The 22,657-nt window shown below is 69.4% G+C and carries 11 protein-coding genes and 2 pseudogenes; 7 read left to right on the plus strand and 6 right to left on the minus strand.

Translation table 11 applies throughout. The features are described 5' to 3' along the window. The 3 genes from GPZ80_RS23520 to GPZ80_RS23530 form a co-directional block, all read right to left on the minus strand. Entirely contained in the window at positions 1 to 420 is a 420-nt protein-coding gene (locus GPZ80_RS23520) for a roadblock/LC7 domain-containing protein (protein WP_091378103.1), read from the minus strand. After that, on the minus strand, positions 405 to 2,180 hold the full coding sequence (locus GPZ80_RS23525; protein ID WP_187223232.1) for a sensor histidine kinase: 1,776 nt from the start codon (positions 2,178 to 2,180) through the stop codon (positions 405 to 407). The genes GPZ80_RS23520 and GPZ80_RS23525 overlap by 16 nt, the downstream gene beginning before the upstream one ends. Before the next feature lie 307 nt (positions 2,181 to 2,487). After that, a complete protein-coding gene (locus GPZ80_RS23530) occupies positions 2,488 to 6,240 on the minus strand; it encodes an NPCBM/NEW2 domain-containing protein (protein ID WP_222719747.1) in 3,753 nt (1,250 codons plus the stop codon). A gap of 287 nt (positions 6,241 to 6,527) precedes the next feature. Between GPZ80_RS23530 and GPZ80_RS23535 the strand changes: the two genes are divergently transcribed. From GPZ80_RS23535 to GPZ80_RS23555, 5 genes are all read left to right on the plus strand, one after another. Further along, the gene (locus tag GPZ80_RS23535; RefSeq protein WP_187223234.1) at positions 6,528 to 7,763 is read left to right on the plus strand and encodes an extracellular solute-binding protein; all 1,236 of its coding nucleotides are present in this window, start codon (positions 6,528 to 6,530) and stop codon (positions 7,761 to 7,763) included. Between the two features lie 89 nt (positions 7,764 to 7,852). Further along, positions 7,853 to 8,773 (plus strand): carbohydrate ABC transporter permease, encoded by a 921-nt coding sequence (locus GPZ80_RS23540; RefSeq protein WP_312880525.1) that lies wholly within the window; start codon positions 7,853 to 7,855, stop codon positions 8,771 to 8,773. Between the two features lie 4 nt (positions 8,774 to 8,777). Then, on the plus strand, positions 8,778 to 9,665 hold the full coding sequence (locus GPZ80_RS23545; protein ID WP_187223235.1) for a carbohydrate ABC transporter permease: 888 nt from the start codon (positions 8,778 to 8,780) through the stop codon (positions 9,663 to 9,665). Between the two features lie 119 nt (positions 9,666 to 9,784). Further along, positions 9,785 to 11,161: an LVIVD repeat-containing protein gene (locus GPZ80_RS23550; RefSeq protein WP_187223236.1), complete on the plus strand. Its 1,377-nt coding sequence runs from the start codon at positions 9,785 to 9,787 to the stop codon at positions 11,159 to 11,161. A gap of 72 nt (positions 11,162 to 11,233) precedes the next feature. After that, a complete protein-coding gene (locus GPZ80_RS23555; protein WP_187223237.1) occupies positions 11,234 to 12,607 on the plus strand; it encodes an LVIVD repeat-containing protein in 1,374 nt (457 codons plus the stop codon). Between the two features lie 66 nt (positions 12,608 to 12,673). Here GPZ80_RS23555 and GPZ80_RS23560 read toward each other — a convergent pair whose 3' ends face one another. From GPZ80_RS23560 to panD, 3 genes and pseudogenes are all read right to left on the minus strand, one after another. Further along, entirely contained in the window at positions 12,674 to 13,231 is a 558-nt protein-coding gene (locus GPZ80_RS23560) for a hemerythrin domain-containing protein (protein ID WP_187223238.1), read from the minus strand. 100 nt (positions 13,232 to 13,331) lie between these two features. Continuing rightward, positions 13,332 to 14,476, minus strand: a pseudogene (locus GPZ80_RS23565) (IS30 family transposase); the annotation flags it as partial. A 194-nt stretch (positions 14,477 to 14,670) separates the two neighbouring features. After that, positions 14,671 to 15,086 (minus strand): annotated as a pseudogene (gene panD / locus GPZ80_RS23570) (aspartate 1-decarboxylase). Positions 15,087 to 15,197: 111 nt separating this feature from the next. Between panD and GPZ80_RS23575 the strand changes: the two are divergent. Beyond that, positions 15,198 to 16,229, plus strand: a complete 1,032-nt coding sequence (locus GPZ80_RS23575; protein WP_312880526.1) for a TauD/TfdA family dioxygenase — start codon at positions 15,198 to 15,200, stop codon at positions 16,227 to 16,229. A 30-nt stretch (positions 16,230 to 16,259) separates the two neighbouring features. Next, positions 16,260 to 22,622 (plus strand): non-ribosomal peptide synthetase, encoded by a 6,363-nt coding sequence (locus tag GPZ80_RS23580; RefSeq protein ID WP_187223240.1) that lies wholly within the window; start codon positions 16,260 to 16,262, stop codon positions 22,620 to 22,622. The last annotated feature ends 35 nt before the right edge of the window (positions 22,623 to 22,657 follow it).

Consider the following 22,657-nt stretch of genomic DNA (forward strand, 5'->3'; position numbering starts at 1 on the left):
TCACCGGGACCCGTTGCTCGGGGGCGCCGCGACCTGGTATCGGGCAGGAGTCTCCAGGACGGCGGGCACCTGGGTGCACAACCGCTGCATCTCATAGCTCAGGATGCCCGCGTCGACCTCTTGGTCGGCGATCACGGCCAGCACGCTGCCCGCGCCGGCGGCGGTGACGAACAGGATGATCTCGTTGAGCTCGGTGATCACCTGACGCACACCCTCGGCGCCGCCGCTGCTGAACGTCGTGCCCACCTGGTTGGCCAGCGAGCGCATGCTGCTGGCCAGGGCCGCGAGACGGTCGGCGCCGTCGATGTCCAGTCCGTACCAGTACTTCGGGATCCCGTCGACCGACAGCAACAGGGCGCTGCGTGTGTTGGGAACTGCCTCGACCAGGCGGCGAAGGAGCCAGTTCAGGTCGTCGGCCATGCGGCGGATTCTCCTCTGGTAGGTGCTTGGGTCGGCTCATGCGGTGAAGCTTCACGGATCTGCTCGGTGAGCCAGTGGTCGCGGCCCTCCTGGACCGCGGCCATCAAGCGAGTGTTGTGCCCGGTGATGGATGGCGCGGGCGCGGGCGGTTCCAACAGTTCCTCCCGCAGGTGGGTGCCCCGGCGCTGCGGCAGCGGCGGCGGCTGGTTGCCTGCCTGCTCCTGGGCGGCGGGCTCCTCGGCGTCGTCGAGCACACCGGTCCGCAGCTCGTTGTAGGACCGGCCGGGGGCTCGCACCGGGAGTTCCGGCAGCGCGGCTTCCTTGGCCCAGTGCTGCTCGTCGGCCTGCTCGTGGTCGGCGGGCGCCTGCTCGGGCTCGGCGGGCGGCTGCCGCCTGCTCGTCGGCTGGGTCAGGTGCACGGAGCTGAGCGCGGGGGCGCTGAGCGGCGGCGCGGTGAGCCCGGGAGCGGCAGGCTGCGGACTCGGCTGCGGGCTCGGTTCCGGCGCGGCCCGCAGGGGCTCGGGTGCGGCCGGGATGGCCTGCTGCTCGACCCGACGCTCCCGCTGCACAGGCGAGGGCTGGACGCGGCGGCGCGTGTCGGGCGCGGGTTGCGACTCGCTGAGCAGGTGTGGCGGGATGACGACGGCCGCGGCGATGCCGCCGAAGATGTTCGACTGCAGCCGCACCCGGATGCCGTGGCGCCGGGCGAGTTCACGCACGACGGCGAGGCCGATGCGGCCATCCTGCAGCAGCTCGCTGACGTCGATGCGGGTCGAGCCGTCGAGCAGGTGGTTGATCCGCTCCAGATCGTCGTGGCTCATCCCGAGGCCGCGGTCCTGGACCTCGATGGCGAGACCCGCGGTGACCTTGTGCGCGCGGACCTCGACCTTCGGCCCGTCCGGGGAGGTGAAGCGGGTGGCGTTCTCGAGGAGTTCGGCGAGCAGGTGGATGATCTCGGCGACCGCGTGGCCGTGGATCTCGACGTCCTCCACCGGCACGATCGCGATCTGCCGGTAGTGCTCGGCCTCGGACACCGCGGCGAGCAGCACCGCGTACACGCTGACCGGCCGGTTCGACCGGCGCTGCGGCGGCTCGCCACCGAGGACCGCCAGGTTCTCGCCCTGTCGGCGCGCGAGGGTGAAGAGGTGGTCGATCTCGTAGAGACCGTCGAGCAGCACCGGGTCCTCGTTGTCCTGCTCCAGCTGGTCGATGCGCTGGATGGACCGGTTGATCAGCGACTGGAGTCGGCGCGCCAGCTTGACGAACACCTCGCGGCGCTGGCCGGGGTCGTCGGTAAGCGTGGCGGGAAGCTCGTCCGGGTGCGCCCAGAGCGGCGCGGGCTGCGGCCTGCGCGCCGCCTCGTACGCCTGCTCGGCAGGCGTGGGCGACGGCGACGGCGCGGGCGCGGGTGTCGGCGCGGGAGCGGGTGCCGGAGACAGCGGACGCTGGGCGTAGACCGCGACGGACGCGCGGTGCGCGGGGAGCCGGATCTTGCGGGCCGCGGACCCGGCGCACAGCAGCGCGATCATGACCGTGATCACACAGCCCGCCACCACGCTCACCGACGCGACCAGGGCCGACGCGGGATTCATGGCGATGGACAGGATCCCGGCGCCACCGCCGAGGACCACTACCGCCAGCAGGGACAGTCCGATCTGTAAAAGCCGGGCCTGGAGACGCTCGCTCACTCGCGAGTAGTCGTTCTCCAGCCGGGCGGCGCGGTTGGGCTGAGGCGTCTCCGGCGATGGCGATTCAGACATCTGGTCCTTCCTGTACGAGACGACCGACAGCGACCGACGACCATGATCAAGTCTATGTAGCGTGGCCAGACCAAATGGCTGGGGGGCTCTGCGACGCGGGCGATGCTACCGCAGTACCGGCCGCGGACATGAGACCGCGCGTGACAGTTCGGTGACCAGCGGCTCACCGTATTTCTATATATAGGCGATAGTTTCGCGACGCAACCTTGATCGACTGTGCTACCCGCCGGTATCCCCCGAATGGCCCAGGAAACGAGAACGGGGCGGGCGACCAGTACGCCTGGTCACCCGCCCCGCCGCTTTTCGGCTAGGGGTTACAGGACAGTTTTGCCTCCGCCCAGTCCCCGTGATCGCTGGCGATGCCGTCGCCGCCGTCGGCGATCACCAGTTCCAGCGTGCGCGCCCCGGTGACCGGAACCCGCACCGAAACCGTGGCCGACGTGGGCCTCAGCACCGGTGAGGCGTACTTCTCCACCCCGTCCACCACGACCTTGAAGACCACAGTGGACGGACTGCTGTCACCCATCTCGTCGTCCACACCGACCTTCGCGCTGAAGGAAGAGCAGACACCACCAAGGTTCACCCGAACGTTGGAAGGCGCGTGCGCGCCGAGACCCTTTGTGTAAACCGTGCCGTTGAGGGTGATCGGCTTGCCGTCGCCCGCGGCGCTCTCGTTGTTGCTGCGGTCCCGTTCCACCGGTCCCCAACCGTTCGTCGAACTCAGCCATTCGAGATCGCTGACGAACGCCTCACCCTTCGGCGCGGGCGGCAGCGGCCGGTCGTGCACGGCCGCGGCGAAGACGCCGAACGCCGCGCCCGCGGGCAGCTTGACCGCGCGGATCGTCTTGCCCTTGGCCAACTCCACCGTGTTGTAGAAGACTCGGTAGGCGACATCGGTGTTGGCCAGACCAGTGGGGGTGTACCGACCCTTCACCGCCACCGCCAGTTTCGCCCCGCCGGTGGCCGCGTCCTGGAACGACCAGTTCGGGAAGGCCAGCGTGTGCGTCGATTCCGTGCCGTCGGTGTACATCGCCGTCACGGTGCCACGCGCGCTGGTACTCGCGCCCGCGCCGAGGAACGCCAGGTGCGTGCCGGTTCCGGAGACCAGGATCGGCTGACCCTGACCCTTGACCATGTTGGGTGTTCCCGCGGCCGCGGCGGGCCAGGTGAACTGGGCTCCCTGCACGGTCACCGTCGCGCCCGGGGTGTAGCCCTGGGCGGCGAGGAGTTCGGCCGGGAAGCTGTTGCCGTCCGGGTCGAACTTGCCCGCGCCGTAGGTGGCCGCGTCGGTGATGCCGACGGTGTTGTACGCCGCCGCCACCGAGCCGAAGGGAACCTGGGCCCGGCCCACGGCGCTGCTGGTGTGTTTGACACCCGCCGCGACGTAGCTGGTGTCCAGCTTGATCGTGTGACTGCCGACCGCGGCGGCGGGCGGGGTCACGGCGAACACGGTCCGAACACTCTTGCCCGCGAACACCACCGAATGGGTGGTGTTCCCCTTGGCCGTGGCGGTCCAGCCCTGGGGCAGGGTGAGAGCGAGCCGGACGTCCTGCACCGGGATCTCGGTCCCGTTGCGGAACTCCGCGGCGACCTCGGTCGGCGCGCCCGCCGCGGCCCACATGTCCGGAGTGGACAGTGTGGACGTGCCGAAGGTGTCGCTCACCCGGCCGCCGCCCACCGAGGTGGTGCCGTAGAGGTTGATCGTCGACGACGCCCCGGTGGACACCGGTGCCGTCTTCACGTGCACGACGCCGCGACGGTCGTTCTGGTCGTAGAACCAGCCGGTCTGGGCCGCGTCGTACTCGGCCTTGGTGCGCAGCTGGGCCAGCGGCGCCCCGCCGTCCGCCTGGACCGCGTTGGGATTGGTGCCAGTGTGCACGGTCAGCTCGTAGGGCCGGGCGGCGGGCTTGCCCGCGTAGTCGCCGACGCTCTCACCGATGCGCACCGCGACCGTGCCGTAGCCCTGCTTCGGCGCGGACACGTCGAATTTCTGCGTGGCCGACTTGCCTTCGCGGCTCGCCCGGGTCACGCGGTCGTCCTCGTACATCGAGAACGACGAGTCGCCCTGCGGGTAGACGTCGACGGTCACGCGGTCGCCCGGCTTCTGCTGGGCGTGGCCGGTGATGCCCTCACGCCACATCGGCACGACCGCGCCGGCCTTGACGAACAGCGGCAGCCGGTCCAGCGGCGCATGGTAGCCGTCGACCGTCTTCGGGCCCTGGTGGGCCTGGCCGGACCAGTAGTCGATCCAGATGCCCTCGGGCAGGTAGATGCCGTCCTTGACCTCACCCTCGGTCCACATGGGAGCGACGAGGAACTCCTTGCCCGCGAGGAACTCGTACTTGGTGGTGTCGTCCCAGGTCTTCGGGTCGTTCGGGTACTCCAGGATCAGCGAGCGGTTGATCGGCGCGCCGGTGCGGTGCGCCTCGGCCGCGTAGCTGTAGAAGTAGGGCAGCAGCCGCTCACGCAGCTTGAGGTACTGCCGGTTGATCGAGGTGTACGGGTCGCCGTAGGCCCACGGCTGCTTGAACTTCGGCGTGGACCAGCCGCTCATCGACATCAGGGCCGGGTTGAACGCCTTCCACTGCAGGTCCCGGACGTAGCTGGTGGGACTGCCGCCGAAGATGCCGTCGACGTCACCCGCGGAGTAGGCGATGCCGGAGTTGCCCGAGCCGTGGATGGCCGGGATCTGCCACTTGATGTTGTTCAGGGTGCCCGCGTGGTCGCCGGTCCACTGCACCGCGCAGCGCTGCGCGCCCGCCCAGCCCTCGACCATCCAACTGTAACCGCGGGCGTCGCTGTGCTCCTCGATACCCTTGTGCGCGGTGTCGCACGCCGAGAGCGCGTGCCGGTAGCCCGGTCCGACCCAGGCGACGTCGAGCTTGCGCACCCGCACGCCCGCCTGGCCGACCTCCTCGGGCTGCTTGTCCAGCGACGACTCGGTCCACAGGCCCATCTCGATGCCGCGTTCGCGCAGTTCGTCGCCGGTGGCGCTCAGGGCGTCGATGTCACGGGTGCCGATGTACTTCTCGACGCCGCCCGGGTTGGGGTTCTGGATGTAAGCGTCGCGGTCGTCGCTGTAACCACAGCCGTAGTCGTCGTTGACGAGCATCCAGCCGCCCGGCATGTCGTTGTCGACGAACTTCTGCGCGATCTTGGCGGCGTCCGGGGTGATCTCCTTGTCCGGGTGGTACTTGCCGTCGTTGCGTGGGTCGGGGTCGACGCCGGGGCGGTAGTGGCCGCGGTTGTAGCAGTCGGAGTCGCCGTACTCCAGGCCGTAGATCGGCGGCAGGAACGGCCTGCCGGTCAGCTCGGTGTAGCGGTCGAGCGAGGTCTTCAGATCGCCCACGAAGTAGTAGGCGTCGAAGCGCTGCTCCTGATGGGTGGTGGCCACCGGCTCGTTGAAGGCGTACGTCCCGGGCGCGAAGGTGTTGCGCAGGACGCCGTAGCCCGCGGTGCTCATGTAGTACGGGGAGGCGTTGGGGTTGCCGCCGTCCTCCCAGTTGAAGTCGCGGGAGATCTTGATGGTCTTGTCGCGGTGGGAGAAGCGGCCGTTCTGCATGCCGCCGCCGACGAACTGCTCGGTCGGGCCGCGGTCCAACGACTGGGTGGCGCTGGTGGCGGTCCAGGCGAGCGGCGCCCGCTCGGACCACACCTGGCTGCCGTCGGCCCGGTGCAGGGCGAAGCGCAGCGGGTTCTTGTAGGCGCGCACCTCGGCGGAGCGGGTGCGCAGCGAGTAGTGGTCGCCCCGGTCGGACCAGGTGGCGGCGGGCGCGGCGTAGTCCTTCTTCACGACGATGTCGGACTTCGGCGCGGCCGGGTCGGTCGGCGGAGTGTTGGCCGGGTCGGTGAACTGGCCGTCGGGGGCGAGCCAGATCCGGAAGACGTCGTCACGCAGGAAGACGACGCGCACCTTCGCCTGGCCGGCGTCGAGGGTGAACGTGGCCTTGTCGGCCGCGAATCCGGTGACGGCGCCGAGTTGCCCGGGTTCCGCGGCGGTGGCCGCGGGCGCGGAGAGCAACGTGGTCGCCACCGCCGCGGTGGCGGCAAGAATCCCCATATTTCGACATATCTGAACACTTCTGCGCATTAAGCCCTCACTTCGAGCATCTTCGAGCAGGTTCCGACATGTCTAGCGCATGACGGGCGAGCTGTCACTGCTTCGTGTTGCATTCATGCAACAGGCGTCAAAGCTCGCCCGAGACCGTTGACGAACCGGAGAGCAAGGGGGAACATGTTCGAAATCTGCTTACAAGTGATTAGAAGTGCCCTTTCTCAATCGTAAGTTTGCATCGCCCGGTCGTCCGGCAGCGCCGGCGAATCGGTCCAGCAGGAAGGCAGGAAAAGTTGAGGCGTGTCATCAAGGCTGCAGCGATCGCCACCGCGGCGACGCTCGGCTTGGTCGCGTGCGGGGGCGGATCCGACAGCGGCGCCGGTGGGAACACCGAGCTCGAGCTGATGGTCCCGTCCTACGGCGACAAGACCAAGCCCTACTGGGAAGACCTGGTCAAGGCGTTCGAGGCCAAGAACCCCACCATCAAGGTCAAGCTCGAAGTGCAGAGCTGGGACGACATCTACAAGGTCCTCGACACGAAGATCCAGGGCCAGAAGGCGCCGGACATCCTCGAACTCGACTCGGCGGGCCCGGCCTACGGCAAGGAAGGCCTGCTGTTCAAGGCCGACGAGATCGTCTCCCCCGCGACGCTGGCCGACGTGGTGCCCGCGTTCGTGCAGAGCGCGGCCATCGACGGCACCGCGTACGGCGTGCCGACGGTCGCCTCGACGCGCGCGCTGTTCTACAACAAGGAACTGTTCGCCAAGGCGGGCATCGCGGCTCCCCCCAAGACCTGGGACGAGTTGCTCGACTCCGCCAAGAAGATCTCCGCCCTCGGCGACGGCGTCAGCGGCTACGGCATGCCGCTGGGCAACGAGGAAGCCCAGGGCGAGACCTCCATCTGGGCCTACGGCGCGGGCGCGTCGTGGGGTGACGGCTCGAAGATCACCGTGGACACCCCGCAGGCGACCGAGGCGCTCACCTTCATGAAGAAGATGATCGACGAGAAGGCCACCCAGGCCGACCCCGGCGCGACCAACCGCACGCCGCTGATCAACGTGTTCATCCAGGGCAAGATCGGCATGATCACCGGCCTGCCGCCGGTCGTCGGCCAGATCAAGGAGAAGAACCCGGCCCTGCAGTGGGCGATCGCGCCGAGCCCGACCAAGGACGGCAAGCCCGCCACCCTCGGTGTCGCCGACTACTTCGTCGGGTTCAAGAAGGACGGGAAGAAGCAGGAAGCGATCCGCAAGTTCCTGGACTTCTTCTACGAGAAGGACAACTACGTCAAGTTCAACGACAACGAGGGCTTCATCCCGGCCACCAAGTCCGGGGGCGAGGCCGCCGCGGCCAAACCGGAGCTCAAGGAGTTCATCGACGCGCTTCCCGGCGCGAAGTTCTACCCGGCCACGAATCCGGCGTGGAGCACCGCCTCCGGCGCGTTCAAGCAGTTGGTGGGTCAGATCCAGACCAAGCCCGCCCCTGACGTGCTGAAGGAGATCCAGGCCAAGGTGGACGCGGGCGGCTGACCCCTGCGAGCCGTCCGCCCGTCCGTGGGTGGCGACCGGGGCATCGGTCGCCACCCACGGTTCTGAGAGAACCGAGGGAGTTTGTGCCAGTGATCGACCCGACCGCCGCCCCGCCCAAGGCCCGACGCCGCAAGGTCACCCGGGAGTCGACCTTGCAGGCCCTGCCGTGGCTGGCGCCCGCGCTGCTGCTGATCGGCGGTGTCGTGGTGTACCCGGCGGGCTACATGTTCTACACGTCGTTCCGCGACATCTCCCGGTTCGGCACCGACCTGGGCTGGGCGGGCTGGGACAACTACGGGAAGGTCTTCGCGCTCGGGCACCTGCCGCGGGTCTTCCTCAACACAGCGGTGTGGGTTGTCGGCGTGGTGCTCATCAGCGTGCTGGTCTCGCTGGTGCTGGCACAGTTCCTGAACAAGACGTTCCCCGGCCGCACCGTCGTGCGGCTGGCGGTCATCGTGCCGTGGGCGGCCTCGGTGGTGATGACCTCGACGATCTTCGTCTACGGCCTCGACCCGTTCTACGGGGTGATCAACCAGTTCCTGGTCGACACCGGCGTGATGGCGCAGCCCTACGGCTTCCTGAAGAACCCGGTCTCGGGCTTCCTGTCCTCGGCGGCGGTGGCGGTGTTCGTGTCCGTCCCGTTCACCACCTTCGTCATCCTCGCAGGCCTGCAGACCGTGCCGGGCGACGTGCTGGAGGCGGCGCAGATCGACGGCGCGACCAAGGCCCAGACGTACTGGCGCGTGGTGTTCCCGATGCTGCGTCCCGCGCTCGCGGTGGCCGCGCTGATCAACGTCATCAACGTGTTCAACTCGCTGCCCATCCTGCGCACGATGACCGGCGCGATCCCCGGGTACGACGCGGACACCACGACCACACTGACCTTCAAGATCATCCAGGGCGACCGGCAGATCGACACGGCCAGCGCGCTGAGCGTCATCAACTTCCTGGTGGTCCTCATCGTGATCGCCTTCTACCTGCGCATCGTGCGCCCGATGCGGGAGGTCTGAGCAGATGAGCACCCTCACCGAAGCTCCCCCCGCCCTCTCGGGCAGCCGCGCACCACGCCCGACCAAGCCCACACGACGGCGCTGGGACCTCACCGCGATCGGCGGGGTTATCGCGCTGATCTTCCTGGCCCCCTACCTGATCATGCTGTCCGGCGCATTCAAGTCGCGCCCGGAGATCCTCAAGGTCCCACCGACCTACCTGCCCGCCGAATGGCACCCCGAGAACTTCCTGACGATGTGGGGCACACCGGAGACACCGCTGCCCTCGAACCTGTGGTCCACCGTGGTGATCTCCATCGGCGGCACCCTGCTGGCCCTGCTGGCGGCGGTACCCGCGGCGTACTTCACCGCGCGGCACAACTTCCGACTGAAGATGCCGTTCCTGCTGCTGGTGCTGATCACCCAGATGCTGCAGCCCACGGTGCTGGCCTCAGGCCTGTTCCGCGAGTTCGTGACGCTCGAACTCAACGACACCTATCTGTCGATGATCCTGGTCAACGCGGCTTTCAACCTGTCCTTCGCGGTGTGGATCATGCACAGCTTCTTCTCGGCGGTCCCCAAGGAGATCGAGGAAGCGGCCTGGCTGGACGGCTGTTCCCGCCTCGACTCGATGCGAAGGATCATGCTGCCGTTGGTCTGGCCGGGCATCGTGACCACGGTCGTGTTCACCTTCATCGCCTGCTGGAACGAGTTCGCGGCCAGCCTGATCCTGCTGCCCACCGACACCAACCAGCCACTCACAGTGGCCCTGACGAAGTTCGTCGGGCAGTACGACTCGGCTTGGCAGTACGTCTTCGCGGTATCGATCATCGGCATCCTGCCCGTGGTGATCCTCTTCGCTCTCATCGAGAAACGCCTGGTAGCAGGCCTGACGGCCGGCGGGGTGAAGTAACGGACACAGAACGCAACTAGGCCGGAAGGGTGACGCGAGTCACACCTTCGGTCTATTTGCGATGGGTGTCAGTAGGGCGGCCAGCACCCCCGACAGCCGTCCGAGAAGGAGGAGCTGCCGTGACACGACGATGGCGGCTGACCTGCACGGTGTTTCTCGCGGCGGCCGCGCTTATCGCGGCGCCCGCGACGGCCTATGCGCACGACCCCGAAAACGACCACGGGACCCACCCGCCCACCGGCGGGGGCGGTCCGGATCTGCACAGCGCCAACATGACGTTGGTCAAGAATCTGCCCAAGGTCGACAACGCGACTCAGTCCGATCTGGCCTTCGAGGGCGACTACGCCTACGCGGGGACCTTCAGCGGCTTCCGCGTCATCGACATCTCCAACCCGGCCACGGCCACCCAGGTCGCCTTCAAGCCGTGCAACGGCGGACAGGGCGATGTCTCGGTCTACAACGGCCTGCTGTTCTCCTCGGTCGACACTCCGCAGAGCAAGCCGGAGTGCGACAGCGTCAACGCGACCACCGCGCATCCGACCGCCTGGGAGGGCGTGCGGATCTTCGATGTGCGCAACCCCGCCGACATCAAGCACATCGCGTCGGTGCGCACCGACTGCGGCTCCCACACCCACACGCTCGCGCCTGCGGGCCAGGGGAGCCTGTTCATCTATGTGTCGTCCTACGCGGTCACCACGACCTCGGTCGGCCCGAACTGCCGGCAGTTCCACGGCAAGATCTCGGTGATCCACGTGCCGCTGAACAACCCGGCGAAGGCCCAGGTCGTCTCGACCCCGGAGACGACCGGTGTGCCGGTGTTCGAGCACACGCGGCTGGAGTTCGCGAACCCGGTGCTGCAGGACACCCGGGGCTGCCACGACATCACCGTCCTCAAGCCGCTGAACCTGGCTGCCGCGGCGTGTCTGAGCGTCGGGCAGATCTGGGACATCAGCGACCGCGCGCATCCCAGGGTGCTGCACACCATCGCCACACCACAGGTAAAGGCATGGCACTCCGCGCAGTTCACCTGGGACGGCACCAAGGTCACCTTCGGCGACGAGGCAGGCGGCGGAGCGATCGCGCGCTGCCGGGCAGAGGACCCGCCGACGACCGGCGCCGTGTGGACCTACGACGTGGCCACGGCCGCGGTGTTGGGCCACTACAAGATTCCACGCGCCGAGACCGGCGTGTGCACGATGCACAACTTCAACTACGTGCCGGGAATCGATCGCGACATCCTCGTGTCCTCCGCCTATACCGGCGGGACGACGGTGGCCGACCTGACCGACCCGGCCAACCCGGTGGAACTGGGCTTCTACCGGCCCGGTGACCCGATCGCGGCCAACACCTGGTCGTCGTACTGGCACAACGGATTCATCTACGGCAACGACATCAACCGTGGCGTGGACATCTTCGCCATCGACCATCCGGCAGTGGCGGGCGCCGCCCTGCTCGCTCGGGACAACCCGCAGACGCAAGAGCGCCTGTTCCCGTAGTCGGCACCTGGCCGGGCCCCGATCGAGGGGCGGGGTCCGGCCACTTGCCCGTGACGACACAAGGAGATTCGTATGTCACGGCGAATTCGAATCGTGGGCACGCTCGTCGCGGCCTGCGCCCTGATGGCCCCGGCCATCGCGGTGGCCGACCACGCGACCAACCCACACACCCCCAACACGCACGCCAAGGGCCACAGCCCTCATCCCGCGACATTCCTGGGCGAGCCCGACGGTGTCCGACATGTCAACTCCGACCTCGCGTTCTGGGGCAACCTCGCGTTCAACGGCAACTACGACGGCTTCCGCATCATCGACGTCGCCGACCCGGACAACCCGACGGAGCTCTCGCACACGCGCTGCAACGGCGACCAGGGCGACATCTTCGTCTGGGAGAACATCCTGGTGCGGTCGTGGAACTCCAAGAAGTCCGTCGCCCGAACCTGCGACTCCCAGCCCGTGCCCCCCGGCTGGGAGGGGGTGCACGTCTTCGACATCAGCAACACGGCGAACCCGACGCTGCTCACCGCCGTCTCGCTGCCCTGTGGCTCGCACACGCTGACCGGCGCGCGTGACGGCGCCCGGCTGATCGTCTACAGCAACAACTCCAGCAGCGCGGGCTGTGTCGACGGCACCCGGACCAACGACGACCCGGCCGGCGACTTCATCGATGTCATCGAGATCCCGCTGGGCGCGCCCAACACGGCCAACCTGCTGCGGCGGGAGCCGCTGGCGGGACCGACGACCGATGTCCGCACCGGCTGCCACGACATGGGCTTGATCCTCGGCTCGGTGAACCTGGCCGCGTGCGCCAGCGCGGACACGACCAACGTCTTCGACATCGGCGACAACGCCCTTCCGGGCGGCAGCCTCGCGGACCCGGTGCTCCTCTATACCGTCTTCGAGCCCGGCGTCGGACACGTGGGCACGAACGGCCGCTGGCACTCGGCGGCGTTCAGCTGGGACGGCAAGGTCCTGGTGCTGGGCTGGGAGCCCGGCGGCGGGGCGGAACCGGAATGCCAGAGCACCGATCCTCCAATCGACAAGAGCATGTTCTTCTACGACGCCGCCACGGGCGCCAAGCTGGGCCAGTGGGTGCTGCCGAGAGGCCAGGACGGCGTCGGCGAGAACTGCACCGTCCACAACTACAACATCGTGCCGCTGCGGAGCGGCCGCCACATCGCCGTCGGCGGGCACTACCAGGCGGGCACCTGGGTCACGGAGTTCACCGACCCGGCCAACCCGGTGACGCTCGGCTGGTCCGACCCGCCCGCGATCACCCCGCCGGACCTCGGCGGCGCCTGGTCGTCCTACTGGTACAACAACTTCATCTACGAGTCCAGCATCACCGAAGGCGTCAACGTGTACCGCTTCAGCGGAAACGAGACAGCGGGCGCCATGCGGCTGCACCACCTGAACCCGCAGACCCAGGAGTTCAGTCTCCCGTAGGCGACTTGCCGTGGCGCGTCCCACGGGACGCGCCACGGCCCACGGCCCATCAGCTTGTGCGCCGCGTCACCGGCCGAGCGCGCCGCGGATCAGGTCGCGGGCCCGGTCCATGATCGCCATCGGCGGTCCGAGGACCAGGTTCTCCACCGGTCCCTCGATACCCGGGTGCGGCCGGGTCGGGGCGATGGCCTCAGCGGCCCGGACCGCGCCTGCCATGCGGTGCAGGCGGTCGTCGTCAAGGGTCGCCTTGAGTCGGGGGAACTCCTCGCGCTCCTCATGATCGGCGTGCGCCAGGACGTCGTCGCGGAGCTGGAGGAGCAGGGTGTCGAAGCCCTCGGCCTCGGGACCCATGTCGTCGAGGGTTGACAGCAGCTCCTTGGCCCGACGCTCCTCCCCGACGCGGGCGTCCACGACCGCGTCCCCACCCTTGGTCTCCCGCGCGGCCGGGTGCACGATCTCCTCCTCAGCCGTCTCATGGACAGCCAACAAGCGGACCAACTCCCTGAAGAGGTCCCGGCGGCGGTCGCCCTTGGCGTGGTCGAGGTCGTCGAACAGTTCACGAATCCGACGGTGCTGGGACAGCAGCAACTCGATGACGTCCTGGTCGGCTCCGTTGTGGGACATGTCGGCTCCTCGCATTCGGCATCAGTTCGCCAGAACGGGGTACCCGACACCCACCGATCTACACAGTCCCCGGACCTCAACACCCCGGGCCCCGGCCCAGAAGGTCGGTGCCTTTGGGGAAGTACTGGCGCAGCAACCCGTTTGTATTCTCGTTCGTGCCGCGTTGCCAGGGGGAATGTGGGTCGACGAAGTAGACGTGAAGTCCGGTTGGACGGTGAACTGGGCATGCGCGGAAAGCTCTTCGCCGCGATCCCAGGTCAGCGATCGGCGCAGCTGTTCGGGAAGCCCGATGACAGTGTTCGCGAGGGCGTTGGCCATGGTGACCGCACCGTAGCCGGCGAGCGCGGGACCGTTCTTGGTGCGCGGGTCGACACCCCAGCCTTCCTCGCGGGGCAGGTGAACGAGCATCGTGAACCGAGTCGTCCGCTCCACCAGAGTGCCGATCGCCGAGCGCTGCAGTCCGATGACGAGATCGTCTTCCCAGTGTCCAGGAACGGCGCGGTCGTCGGCTTCGGCAGGCCGCCGGCTGATCAGAACCTCCGGGGTGACGTGCGCCCATGCCTTCTGCCGCGACCTGGCACGCGGGACCCGCAGCGCCCGGCCGGTGCGCAGACAGGCGACGAGCTCGCGTGTGAGGGCGCCACGGCCCTGGACGTAGAGGGCCTGGTAGATCGTCTCGTGCGACACCCGCGTCTCCGGCCGGTCGGGGAACTCCCGCCGCAGGCTACGACTGATCTGCTCCGGGCCCCATTCCAGCCCCAGCCAGTCCTGCACGACCTCCCGCAGCTCGGGGCAGGCCACGATCTTCCCGCCCTTGGGCCGGGCCCGCCAGGCATCGGCACGGGCCTGCGCGGCATGCGGCCGGTAGTCACCGCTGCCCTGATGAGAGTTCCGCTTGATCTCCCGGCTAATCGTCGACACAGGCCGGCCGACCTCGGCGGCGATCGCCCGCATCGTGGCCTTCGCCCGCCGCATATCGGCGATCATGATCCGCTCGTCCTCGGTCAGAAAACGAGACGAAGTCCCGCCCACCAGCGGTTTCCGCGCTGGTGGGCAGGACTTCACCACACGACCTTCCGCTCGCCCGTGACGCCACACACTGCCCGTGCGCCGGTTCACACCCACGACACGACACGCCTGGCTGTTGCTCATCCCCTGATCCACAAGGGAAAGGTAAAGCTCCCGCTCACGGACCAGCGTCTTGCGGCCCTGCGGCCCCCGATCGCTCCGGATCTCGAAGTCCATCGCAACCCCTCAACTCGGGTGTTGCAACGACCTCTTGAACCCAAGCCCCCCCGTGGGGGGTTTCTCGTCCGGGCCGGGGTATGGGGATTGGCTACTTCGGGGCGGGAGAGCGGGGATCTTGCTTGTCGGACAGGTTGGGTGTGGAGTGGTCCCAGGCGAGGTTTCTTCCCGTGGGGCGTGGGTGCGTTGGTCGGTCAGGCAAACGTCAGATCGCCGCGCACGGTGGGGGTCCCGGGGATGGGTTCGGCGGGGTCCGTGGTGTGGCCGATGCTCTGGTTGGCGGCGTCCACCATCACCACCCTCGGGATCAGCGACGCCGCTTCGGTCGACGGGACCATGGTGTAGCTGATGATGATGACCAAATCGCCGGGCTGGATCAGTCTCGCGGCGGCGCCGTTGATGCCGATGACGCCCGTGCCTCGTTCGCCCGCGATGACGTAGGTCTCCAGCCGCGCGCCGTTGGTGATGTCGACGATGTGGACCTGTTCGCCTGCCAGCAAGTCCGCCGCATCCATCAAGTCTCGTCGATGGTCAGCGACCCGACGTAGTGCAGATCCGCCTGGGTGACGGTGGCTCGGTGGATCTTCGACTTGAGCATGGTGCGGAACACGGGCGTCCCTCCCTGGTCGGCCTGTCTCTTGGCTCGGGTGGAAGCATCGCGGGGAGTTGTGTGGGCAGGTAGGGAAAGACGCGCAGGGTGGGGGCGCGGGTGGTGCGCTCAGTGCTGCGGGAACTTCTCTCCTGCGGACCGCCGCTGGGGGACACCCTCAACGCCATGGACGCGACGACCTCCTCCTTGGCGACGGAACTGGCACTGCCCTATGTGATCACGGCCGAGGCAGCGGCCACGCCGATGGCGGGCTTCCTGCCCGATGCCCGGGCGCATATCCGGGGCAAGCTGCTCGAGCACGGCGCGGTGATGTTGCGCGGGTTCGACGTGGGCGGGGTCGACGGGTTCGACAGTGTCGTGCGGGCGGTGTCGGGGACACCGCTGACCTACGCCGAGCGATCTTCGCCGCGGAGCACGATCAAAGGCCAGGTCTACACCTCGACGGACTACCCGCCGAGCGAGGAGATCTTCCTGCACAACGAGAACTCCTACCAGGCTTCCTGGCCGCTGACCCTCTTCTTCTACTGCATCCAGCCACCGACCACGCTGGGATCGACGCCGCTGGCCGACATCCGCGAGGTGTACCGCACGATCGATCCGGCGGTCCGCGACGAGTTCGCGGCGCGCGGGTGGATGGTGGTGCGGAACTTCGTGCCCGGGTTCGGTGTGCCGTGGCAGCAGGCGTTCAACACCGACGACCGGGCCGAGGTGGCCGCGTATTGCGCGCGCAACGGGGTCGAGGTCGAGTGGGTGGGCAAAGACGGGTTGCGCACCCGGGCCCGCAGGCAGGCGGTGCACCGCCACCCGGTGACCGGCGACCAGGTCTGGTTCAACCATCTCACGTTCTTCCACGTGAGCACCCTCGCCGAGGATGTCTGCGCGGGACTGCGGGAGATGTTCGACGACACCGACCTCCCCACCAACACCTACTACGGCGACGGCGCGCCGATCCCCGACGAGGTGGTCGCGCATCTTCGGGACACATACCGGGCGGCGCAGCGGCGGTTCGACTGGGAGCGCGATGACGTTCTGATCGTCGACAACATGCTGGCCGCGCACGCGCGGGAGCCGTTCACCGGGCCCCGCAAGATCGCCGTCGCCATGGCCGAGTCCTCAGTAGACGGACCGGCGCACACCGCGTGAGCACACACCGACAGATCAGGGAGGCGTTCGATGGCAACCGGTGATGGCGGCTTCGCGCTGTCATTCGCGCAGGAACAGCTGTGGTTCCTCGACCAGCTCCGGTCGGGCGCGGCCACGGAGTACCTGCTGCACCGGGCCTACCGGCTCCGGGGGCCGCTCGACGTCGAGGCGCTGACCGCCGCGCTCACCGCGACGGTGGCCCGGCACGAGGTGCTGCGCACCCGCTACGACACGGTCGACGGCATGACGGTGCAGGTCATCGACGAACAGGCGGCCATCGCACTGTCCGAAGTGGACATAACGGGCACATCCGAGGCCGACTGGGACCGCCGGGTGCACGAGATCGGCTCGGCCGACCTGCGGGCGCCGATCGACCTGCGGACCCAGCCGCCCTGGCGACTGACCCTGGTGCGCCTGTCCCCCACCGACTCAGTCCTGCTGTTCGCGGTGCACCACATCGCCTTCGACGGCTGGTCGTGGGGAGTGCTGCTCTCCGAGCTGTCCGCCCAGTACGAGGCGATCACGGCAGGCACCACCCCCGAGCTACCCGAGCTGCCGGTCCAGTACGCCGACTACGCCGACTGGCAGCGGCAGTGGTGGGACTCCTCGGCGGACACGCTGCGCAGGCAGCTCGACTTCTGGACCGGGCGCCTCGCCGGCCTGACCCCGCTGGACCTGCCCACCGACCGCCCCCGCCCGGCCACCTGGGACGCCGCGGGCGACAGCGTCGACTTCCACCTGCCCGCCGACCTCGTCGCGAGCCTCACCAGTGTCGGCCGCGCGAGCGGAGCGACCCCGTTCATGGTGTACCTGGCCGCCTTCCAGCTGCTCCTGAGCCGCTACGCGCGCCGCGACGACATCGCCGTGGGCGTGTCCGTCGCCCGCCGCGACCAGGTCGAGCTGGAGAACCTGATCGGCCTGTTCCTCAACACGATCGTCCTGCGCGCCGACCTGTCCGCCGACCCGTCCTTCACCGATCTGCTGGCCCGGGTCCGCGACACCACACTCGACGCCTACGGCAACCAGGACGTGCCGTTCGAGCGGGTCGTGGCCGAGTTGGCCCCGGAGCGCGACCTCTCGCGCAACCCGGTCTTCCAGGTCGGCTTCGCCCTGCACAGCGCCGCCACCAAGCCGTTCGGGCTGACCGGCCTGTCCGTGGAGATCTTCAAGAAGCCGTGGACCAGTTCGGCCTTCGACTTGTCGCTGCACATCATCGAACGCCCGGACGGGTCGGTCATGGGCCAGCTGCTCTACCCGACCGCGCTGTTCGACCGGGCGCGGATCGAGCGGATGGCCGCGAACCTCACCCACCTGCTCACCCGCGTCGCCGAGACGCCCAACGCGCCGGTCAGCTCGCTCGACATCGTCGCCGACGACGAGTCGCGACGGGTCGAAGCCTGGTCGCGGCCCCACCTGGTCAAGCGGGATTCCTCCCTGCCCGAGCTGTTCCGCGCCCAGGCGATGTCCACACCGGACGCGGTCGCGGTCGTCTCCGGCGCCGAGGAGACCACCTACGCGGACCTCGCCGGCCGCGTCGCCACCCTCGCCGACTACCTGCAGGCCCGGGGCGTGGGCGCGGAGAACCCGGTCGGCGTGGCCATGGGCCGCGGGACCGATCTCGCCGTCGCGCTGCTGGCGGTGCTGTCCGCGGGCGGCGTCTACATCCCCCTGCCCGTCGACTATCCCGCCGACCGGCTCGCGCTGATGGTCGCCGACGCGGGCATCGACCTGATCCTCACCGAGGATGCGGCCCGGACCCGGATACCCGCCCACGTCGACACCGTGGCGCTCGACTCGGAGTGGACGGCGGTCGCGACCGCCGAACCCGCCCGCCGACCGTCCCTTCGCGACCGTGACGCCGCCTACATCCTCTACACCTCCGGCTCCACCGGCAGGCCCAAGGGCGTGGTGATCACGCACGAGGGCATCCGCAACCGCGTGCTCTGGTCGGTGGAGCGCTACGGGATGACCGCCGCGGACCGGGTGCTGCAGAAGACCACCATCGGGTTCGACGCGGCCATGTGGGAGTTCCTCTCACCACTGGTGTCCGGTGGCACCGTGGTGATGGCGCCCGCCGAGGCGCACCGCGACCCCGCGGCCATGCTGGCGGCCGTCGCCGACCACGGCGTGACCATGCTCCAGGTCGTCCCGTCGATCCTGCGGCTGCTCGTCGAGGAGCCGTCCCTGGCCCGCTGCCGGTCGCTGCGGCTGGTCTGCTCCGCGGGCGAGGCGCTGCCCGCCGCCCTGTGCGCGAAGCTGCGCGAGACCGTCGACGTCGAGGTGGTCAACACCTACGGCCCGACCGAATGCTCCATCGACGCCACCGCCTGGACCTATGCCCCCGAGGCGACGGGCGAGACCGTGCCGATCGGCACCCCGCTGCCGAACCTGCGGGTGTTCGTGGTCGACGGCCAGGACCGGCAGGCGCCGATCGGGGTGCCCGGCGAGCTGTGCGTGAGCGGAGTCGGGCTCGCCCGCGGCTATGCCGGGCGCGGCGACCTCACCGCCGAGCGCTTCACCCCCAACCCGTTCGCCCAGACCCCGGGCGAGCGCTGGTACCGCACGGGCGACCTCGCCCGGTGGACCGCCGAGGGCGTGCTGGAGTTCGCCGGCCGCGTCGACGACCAGGTCAAGGTCCGCGGCGTGCGGATCGAGCCCGCCGAGATCGAGGCGGCGATCCGCACCCACCCGTCGGTCGGCGCGGCGGTCGTGACCACCCACCGGTCCGGCTCAGGCGAGCTGGAGCTGGTCGCCTACGCGGTGCCGTCGAACGGCTCCCCCGTGCGTCCGGACCTGCTGCGCGAGCACCTGGCGGACCGACTGCCCGCCATGATGGTCCCGTCCACCATCATCGCCCTCGACGCGCTTCCCCTTACCCCCAACGGAAAACTCGACCGCGCCGCCCTGCCCGACCCGTCCGGCTCACGGCCGACGGAGACAGCGGTGATCAAGCCGAGGACCGAGACCGAGCGCGCGGTCGCCGAGCTGATGGCCGAGCTGCTCGACACCGGGGAGATCGGCGCGGACGCCGACTTCTTCGCCCTGGGCGGGCATTCGCTGCTCGCGATCCGGCTGGTGATGCGGCTGCGGCGGACGTTCGGCGTGGAGTTCGGCGTCGCCGAGCTGTTCGCCGAACGCACGGTGGCCAACCTGGCCGCGCTGATCGACCGCGACACCGCGGGCCGGGCGAGCGCGATCACCCCGGTTGCCCACGACCGCGACCTGCCGCTGTCGTTCGGGCAGCAGCGCATGTGGTTCCTCGACCAGCTCGAACCCGCGAGCGTCGAATACCTGATCCCGCTGGCCCTGCGCCTGCGCGGACAGCTGGACGTGCCCGCGCTGCGCGCCGCGATGGACGAGGTGGCGCGCCGCCACGAGATCCTGCGCACCCGCTACGTCAGCGCCGGTGACGACCCTGTCCAGGTGATCGACGCGCCCGGACCGACGGCCTTCGCCGTGGTGCGCGCCGAGGACGAGGCCGACGCGCGGACCCGGCTGCACGCCGCGTCCAGTGCGCCGTTCGACCTGGCGACCGAGCACCCGCTGCGGGTGACGGTGATCGAGGCGGGCCCCGACGACCACTTCGTCGCGATCACCCTGCACCACATCGTGTTCGACGCCTGGTCCATGGGCATCTTCCTGCGCGACCTCGACGCCGCCTACCGCGCGGCCGTCGCGGGCGAACCGTCGCCACTGGTGCCGCCGTCGGTGCAGTACGCCGACTTCGCGGTGTGGCAACGGGATCAGGACGTCACCGACCAGCTCGACTACTGGCGCGGGCAGCTGGCCGGGCTCGACCCGCTCGAACTGCCCGCCGACCGTCCCCGGCCCGCCGTGCGCGACCCGCGTGGTGAGACGTTCGGCGTGGACGTGCCCGCCGAGGTGGGCGCGGCCGTCATCGACCTGGGCAACCGGTTGGGCGCGACCCCGTTCATGACGCTGCTCGCCGCGTTCGAGATCGTCCTCGCGCGCTACACGGGCCGCACGGACATCGCGGTGGGCACGCCGGTGGCCGGGCGAACCCACGAGGAGATGGAGGACGTGCTCGGCTTCTTCGTCAACAACCTGGTGCTGCGCAACGACCTGAGCGGCGATCCCGCGTTCGGCGAGCTGCTGGGCCGGGTGCGGCAGGTGTGCCTCGACGCGTTCGCCCGCCAGGATGTCCAGTTCGAGCATCTGGTCGACGCGCTCAGCCCCGAACGCGACCTCTCCCGCAACCCGCTGTTCCAGATCATGTTCGAGGTGCAGAACCTCGAAGGTTTCCCGCGTGAGCTGGGCGAGGCGGTGATCGAGCCGGTCCGGTCGGGCACCGAGGTGGCGAAGTTCGACCTCACCCTCACCGCGCAGCAGCGCGACAACGGCAGGCTGCGGCTCGTCTTCGAATACGCGACCAGTCTGTTCGACCGGGCGACGATCGAGCGGCTGAGCGGGCACTACCTGCGTCTGCTGGCCGGTATCGACGCCGACCGGCCGATCTCCGAGCTGGACATGATCCCCGCGGTGGAGCGTCAGGCGCTCTTGGCCGACTGGCCCGACCCCGACGGCGGCCGAGTGTCCGAACTGGACCCGAGCGCCGAGCACCATCTGACGGTCCCGGAGCTGATCGAGCGCCGGGCACGCGAGACCCCGGACGCCGTCGCGGTCGTCTCGGGCACCGACGAGATCACCTACGCCGACCTCAACGCCCGCTCGAACCGGCTGGCCCATCACCTGCGCAAGCTCGGTGTCGGCCCGGAGACGGTCGTCGGCTCGTGCCTCGAACGCAGCCCGGAGGCGGTCGTCTGCCTGCTCGGCGTGCTCAAGGCGGGCGGCGTGTACGTGCCGTTCGACCCGGCGCACCCGGCTGATCGGCTCGCGTTCATGCTGGCCGACGCCGGCGTGCGGGTCGTGGTCACCAGCGCCGCGTTCCTCGACCGGCTGGCCTCCGACGAGCATCCCGTGGTCGACATCGCCGCCGCCGAAGGCCCGGAGACCGACCTGGAACCGCTGGTCACGCCGGACAACCTGGCGTACATCATCTACACCTCCGGCTCCACCGGGCGCCCCAAGGGCGTGATGATCGAGCACCGGTCGTACGCGCACCACTGCAAGGTGATCGCCGACGCGTACGGCATCACCGCGGCCGACCGGGTCGTGCTGCTCTCGGCGATGACGTTCGACGTGGCGATGGACCAGATCGCCGCCACGCTGGCCGCGGGCGCCACCATCGTGGTCAGCGACCACGTCTTCTGGACGCCCGCCGACCTGCCCGCCCGGCTGGCCGAGCACGGCGTGACCATCGTGGAGATCACCCCCGCCTACTACCGGGCGATGATGGAGTCCGACGTGTCCGGGCTGACCGGGCTCAAGCTGATGAACGTCGGCAGCGACGTCGTCACCGTCGCCGACGCCCGGCGCTGGGCCGAGACCGGGCTGCCGGGTCGGTTCCTGTGCAACTACGGCCCGACCGAGGCCACCGTCACCTGCGTGCTGCACCCGGTGAGCGGCGATCTGCCGGGCGAGCGCGCCGAGGCGACGATGCCGATCGGCAAGCCGGTTCCGGGCACCCGCGGCTACATCGTCGACGCGGACCTGCGACCGGTGCCGCTGGGCGTCCCCGGCGAGCTGTGCCTCGGCGGCATCCGGCTGGCGCGCGGCTACCACGCGCGGCCGGAGCTGACCGCGGCCCAGTTCGTGCCGGACCCGTTCTCGGCCGAGCCCGGCGCGCGGCTCTACCGGACCGGCGACCTGGTGCGGTACCGCCCGGACGGCGCGATCGAGTTCCTCGGGCGGATCGACCAGCAGGTCAAGGTGCGCGGGTACCGCATCGAACTCGGCGAGATCGAGGCCGCGCTGACCGGACACTCGTCGGTGCGGGCGGTCGCGGTCGTCGCCCGCGAGGTCCGCCCCGGCGACCGGCAGCTGGTCGCGTACCTGGTGACGGACGGGCAGCCGGACGTCCCGGCGCTGCGGGCGCACCTGCGCGACGCCTTGCCGGAGTACATGATCCCCACCCAGTGGGTCGGCCTGGCGGAGCTGCCGCTCACCCCGAGCAAGAAGGTGGACCGCAAGGCCCTGCCGGACCCGACGGTCACCGAGTCGGCCCGCGCCCATGTCGCGCCGAGGAACCCCACCGAGGCCGCCGTCGCCGCGATCTGGGCCGACGTCCTCGGGGTGGAACGCGTCGGCGCGGACGACAACTTCTTCGAACTGGGCGGCCACTCGCTGATGGCGACCCGGGTGCTGTCCCGGCTGCGCGAGGCCTTCGCCATCGACCTGCCCCTGCGTGCCCTCTTCGAGGCCCTCACCGTCGCCGAGGTCGCCGAGGCCGTCACCGAGGCGATCGAGGCCGACATCGCGTCCCTGTCGGACGAGGAGATCGCCGAACTACTGGCCGGGGACGGCGTGTCATGACGCCGCCACTCGGCCCAGGCCTGCCGACGTGGTCG

Source organism: Actinokineospora xionganensis (assembly GCF_014323725.1).
GTDB classification, from domain to species: domain Bacteria; phylum Actinomycetota; class Actinomycetes; order Mycobacteriales; family Pseudonocardiaceae; genus Actinokineospora; species Actinokineospora xionganensis.

Coding starts and splice junctions, on each gene's coding strand:
- GPZ80_RS23520 (WP_091378103.1), bottom strand. CDS start 420: ATGGCCGACGACCTGAACTGGCTCCTTCGCCGCCTGGTCGAGGCAGTT.
- GPZ80_RS23525 (WP_187223232.1), bottom strand. CDS start 2,180: ATGTCTGAATCGCCATCGCCGGAGACGCCTCAGCCCAACCGCGCCGCC.
- GPZ80_RS23530 (WP_222719747.1), bottom strand. CDS start 6,240: ATGGGGATTCTTGCCGCCACCGCGGCGGTGGCGACCACGTTGCTCTCC.
- GPZ80_RS23545 (WP_187223235.1), top strand. CDS start 8,778: ATGAGCACCCTCACCGAAGCTCCCCCCGCCCTCTCGGGCAGCCGCGCA.
- GPZ80_RS23555 (WP_187223237.1), top strand. CDS start 11,234: ATGTCACGGCGAATTCGAATCGTGGGCACGCTCGTCGCGGCCTGCGCC.
- GPZ80_RS23560 (WP_187223238.1), bottom strand. CDS start 13,231: ATGTCCCACAACGGAGCCGACCAGGACGTCATCGAGTTGCTGCTGTCC.
- GPZ80_RS23580 (WP_187223240.1), top strand. CDS start 16,260: ATGGCAACCGGTGATGGCGGCTTCGCGCTGTCATTCGCGCAGGAACAG.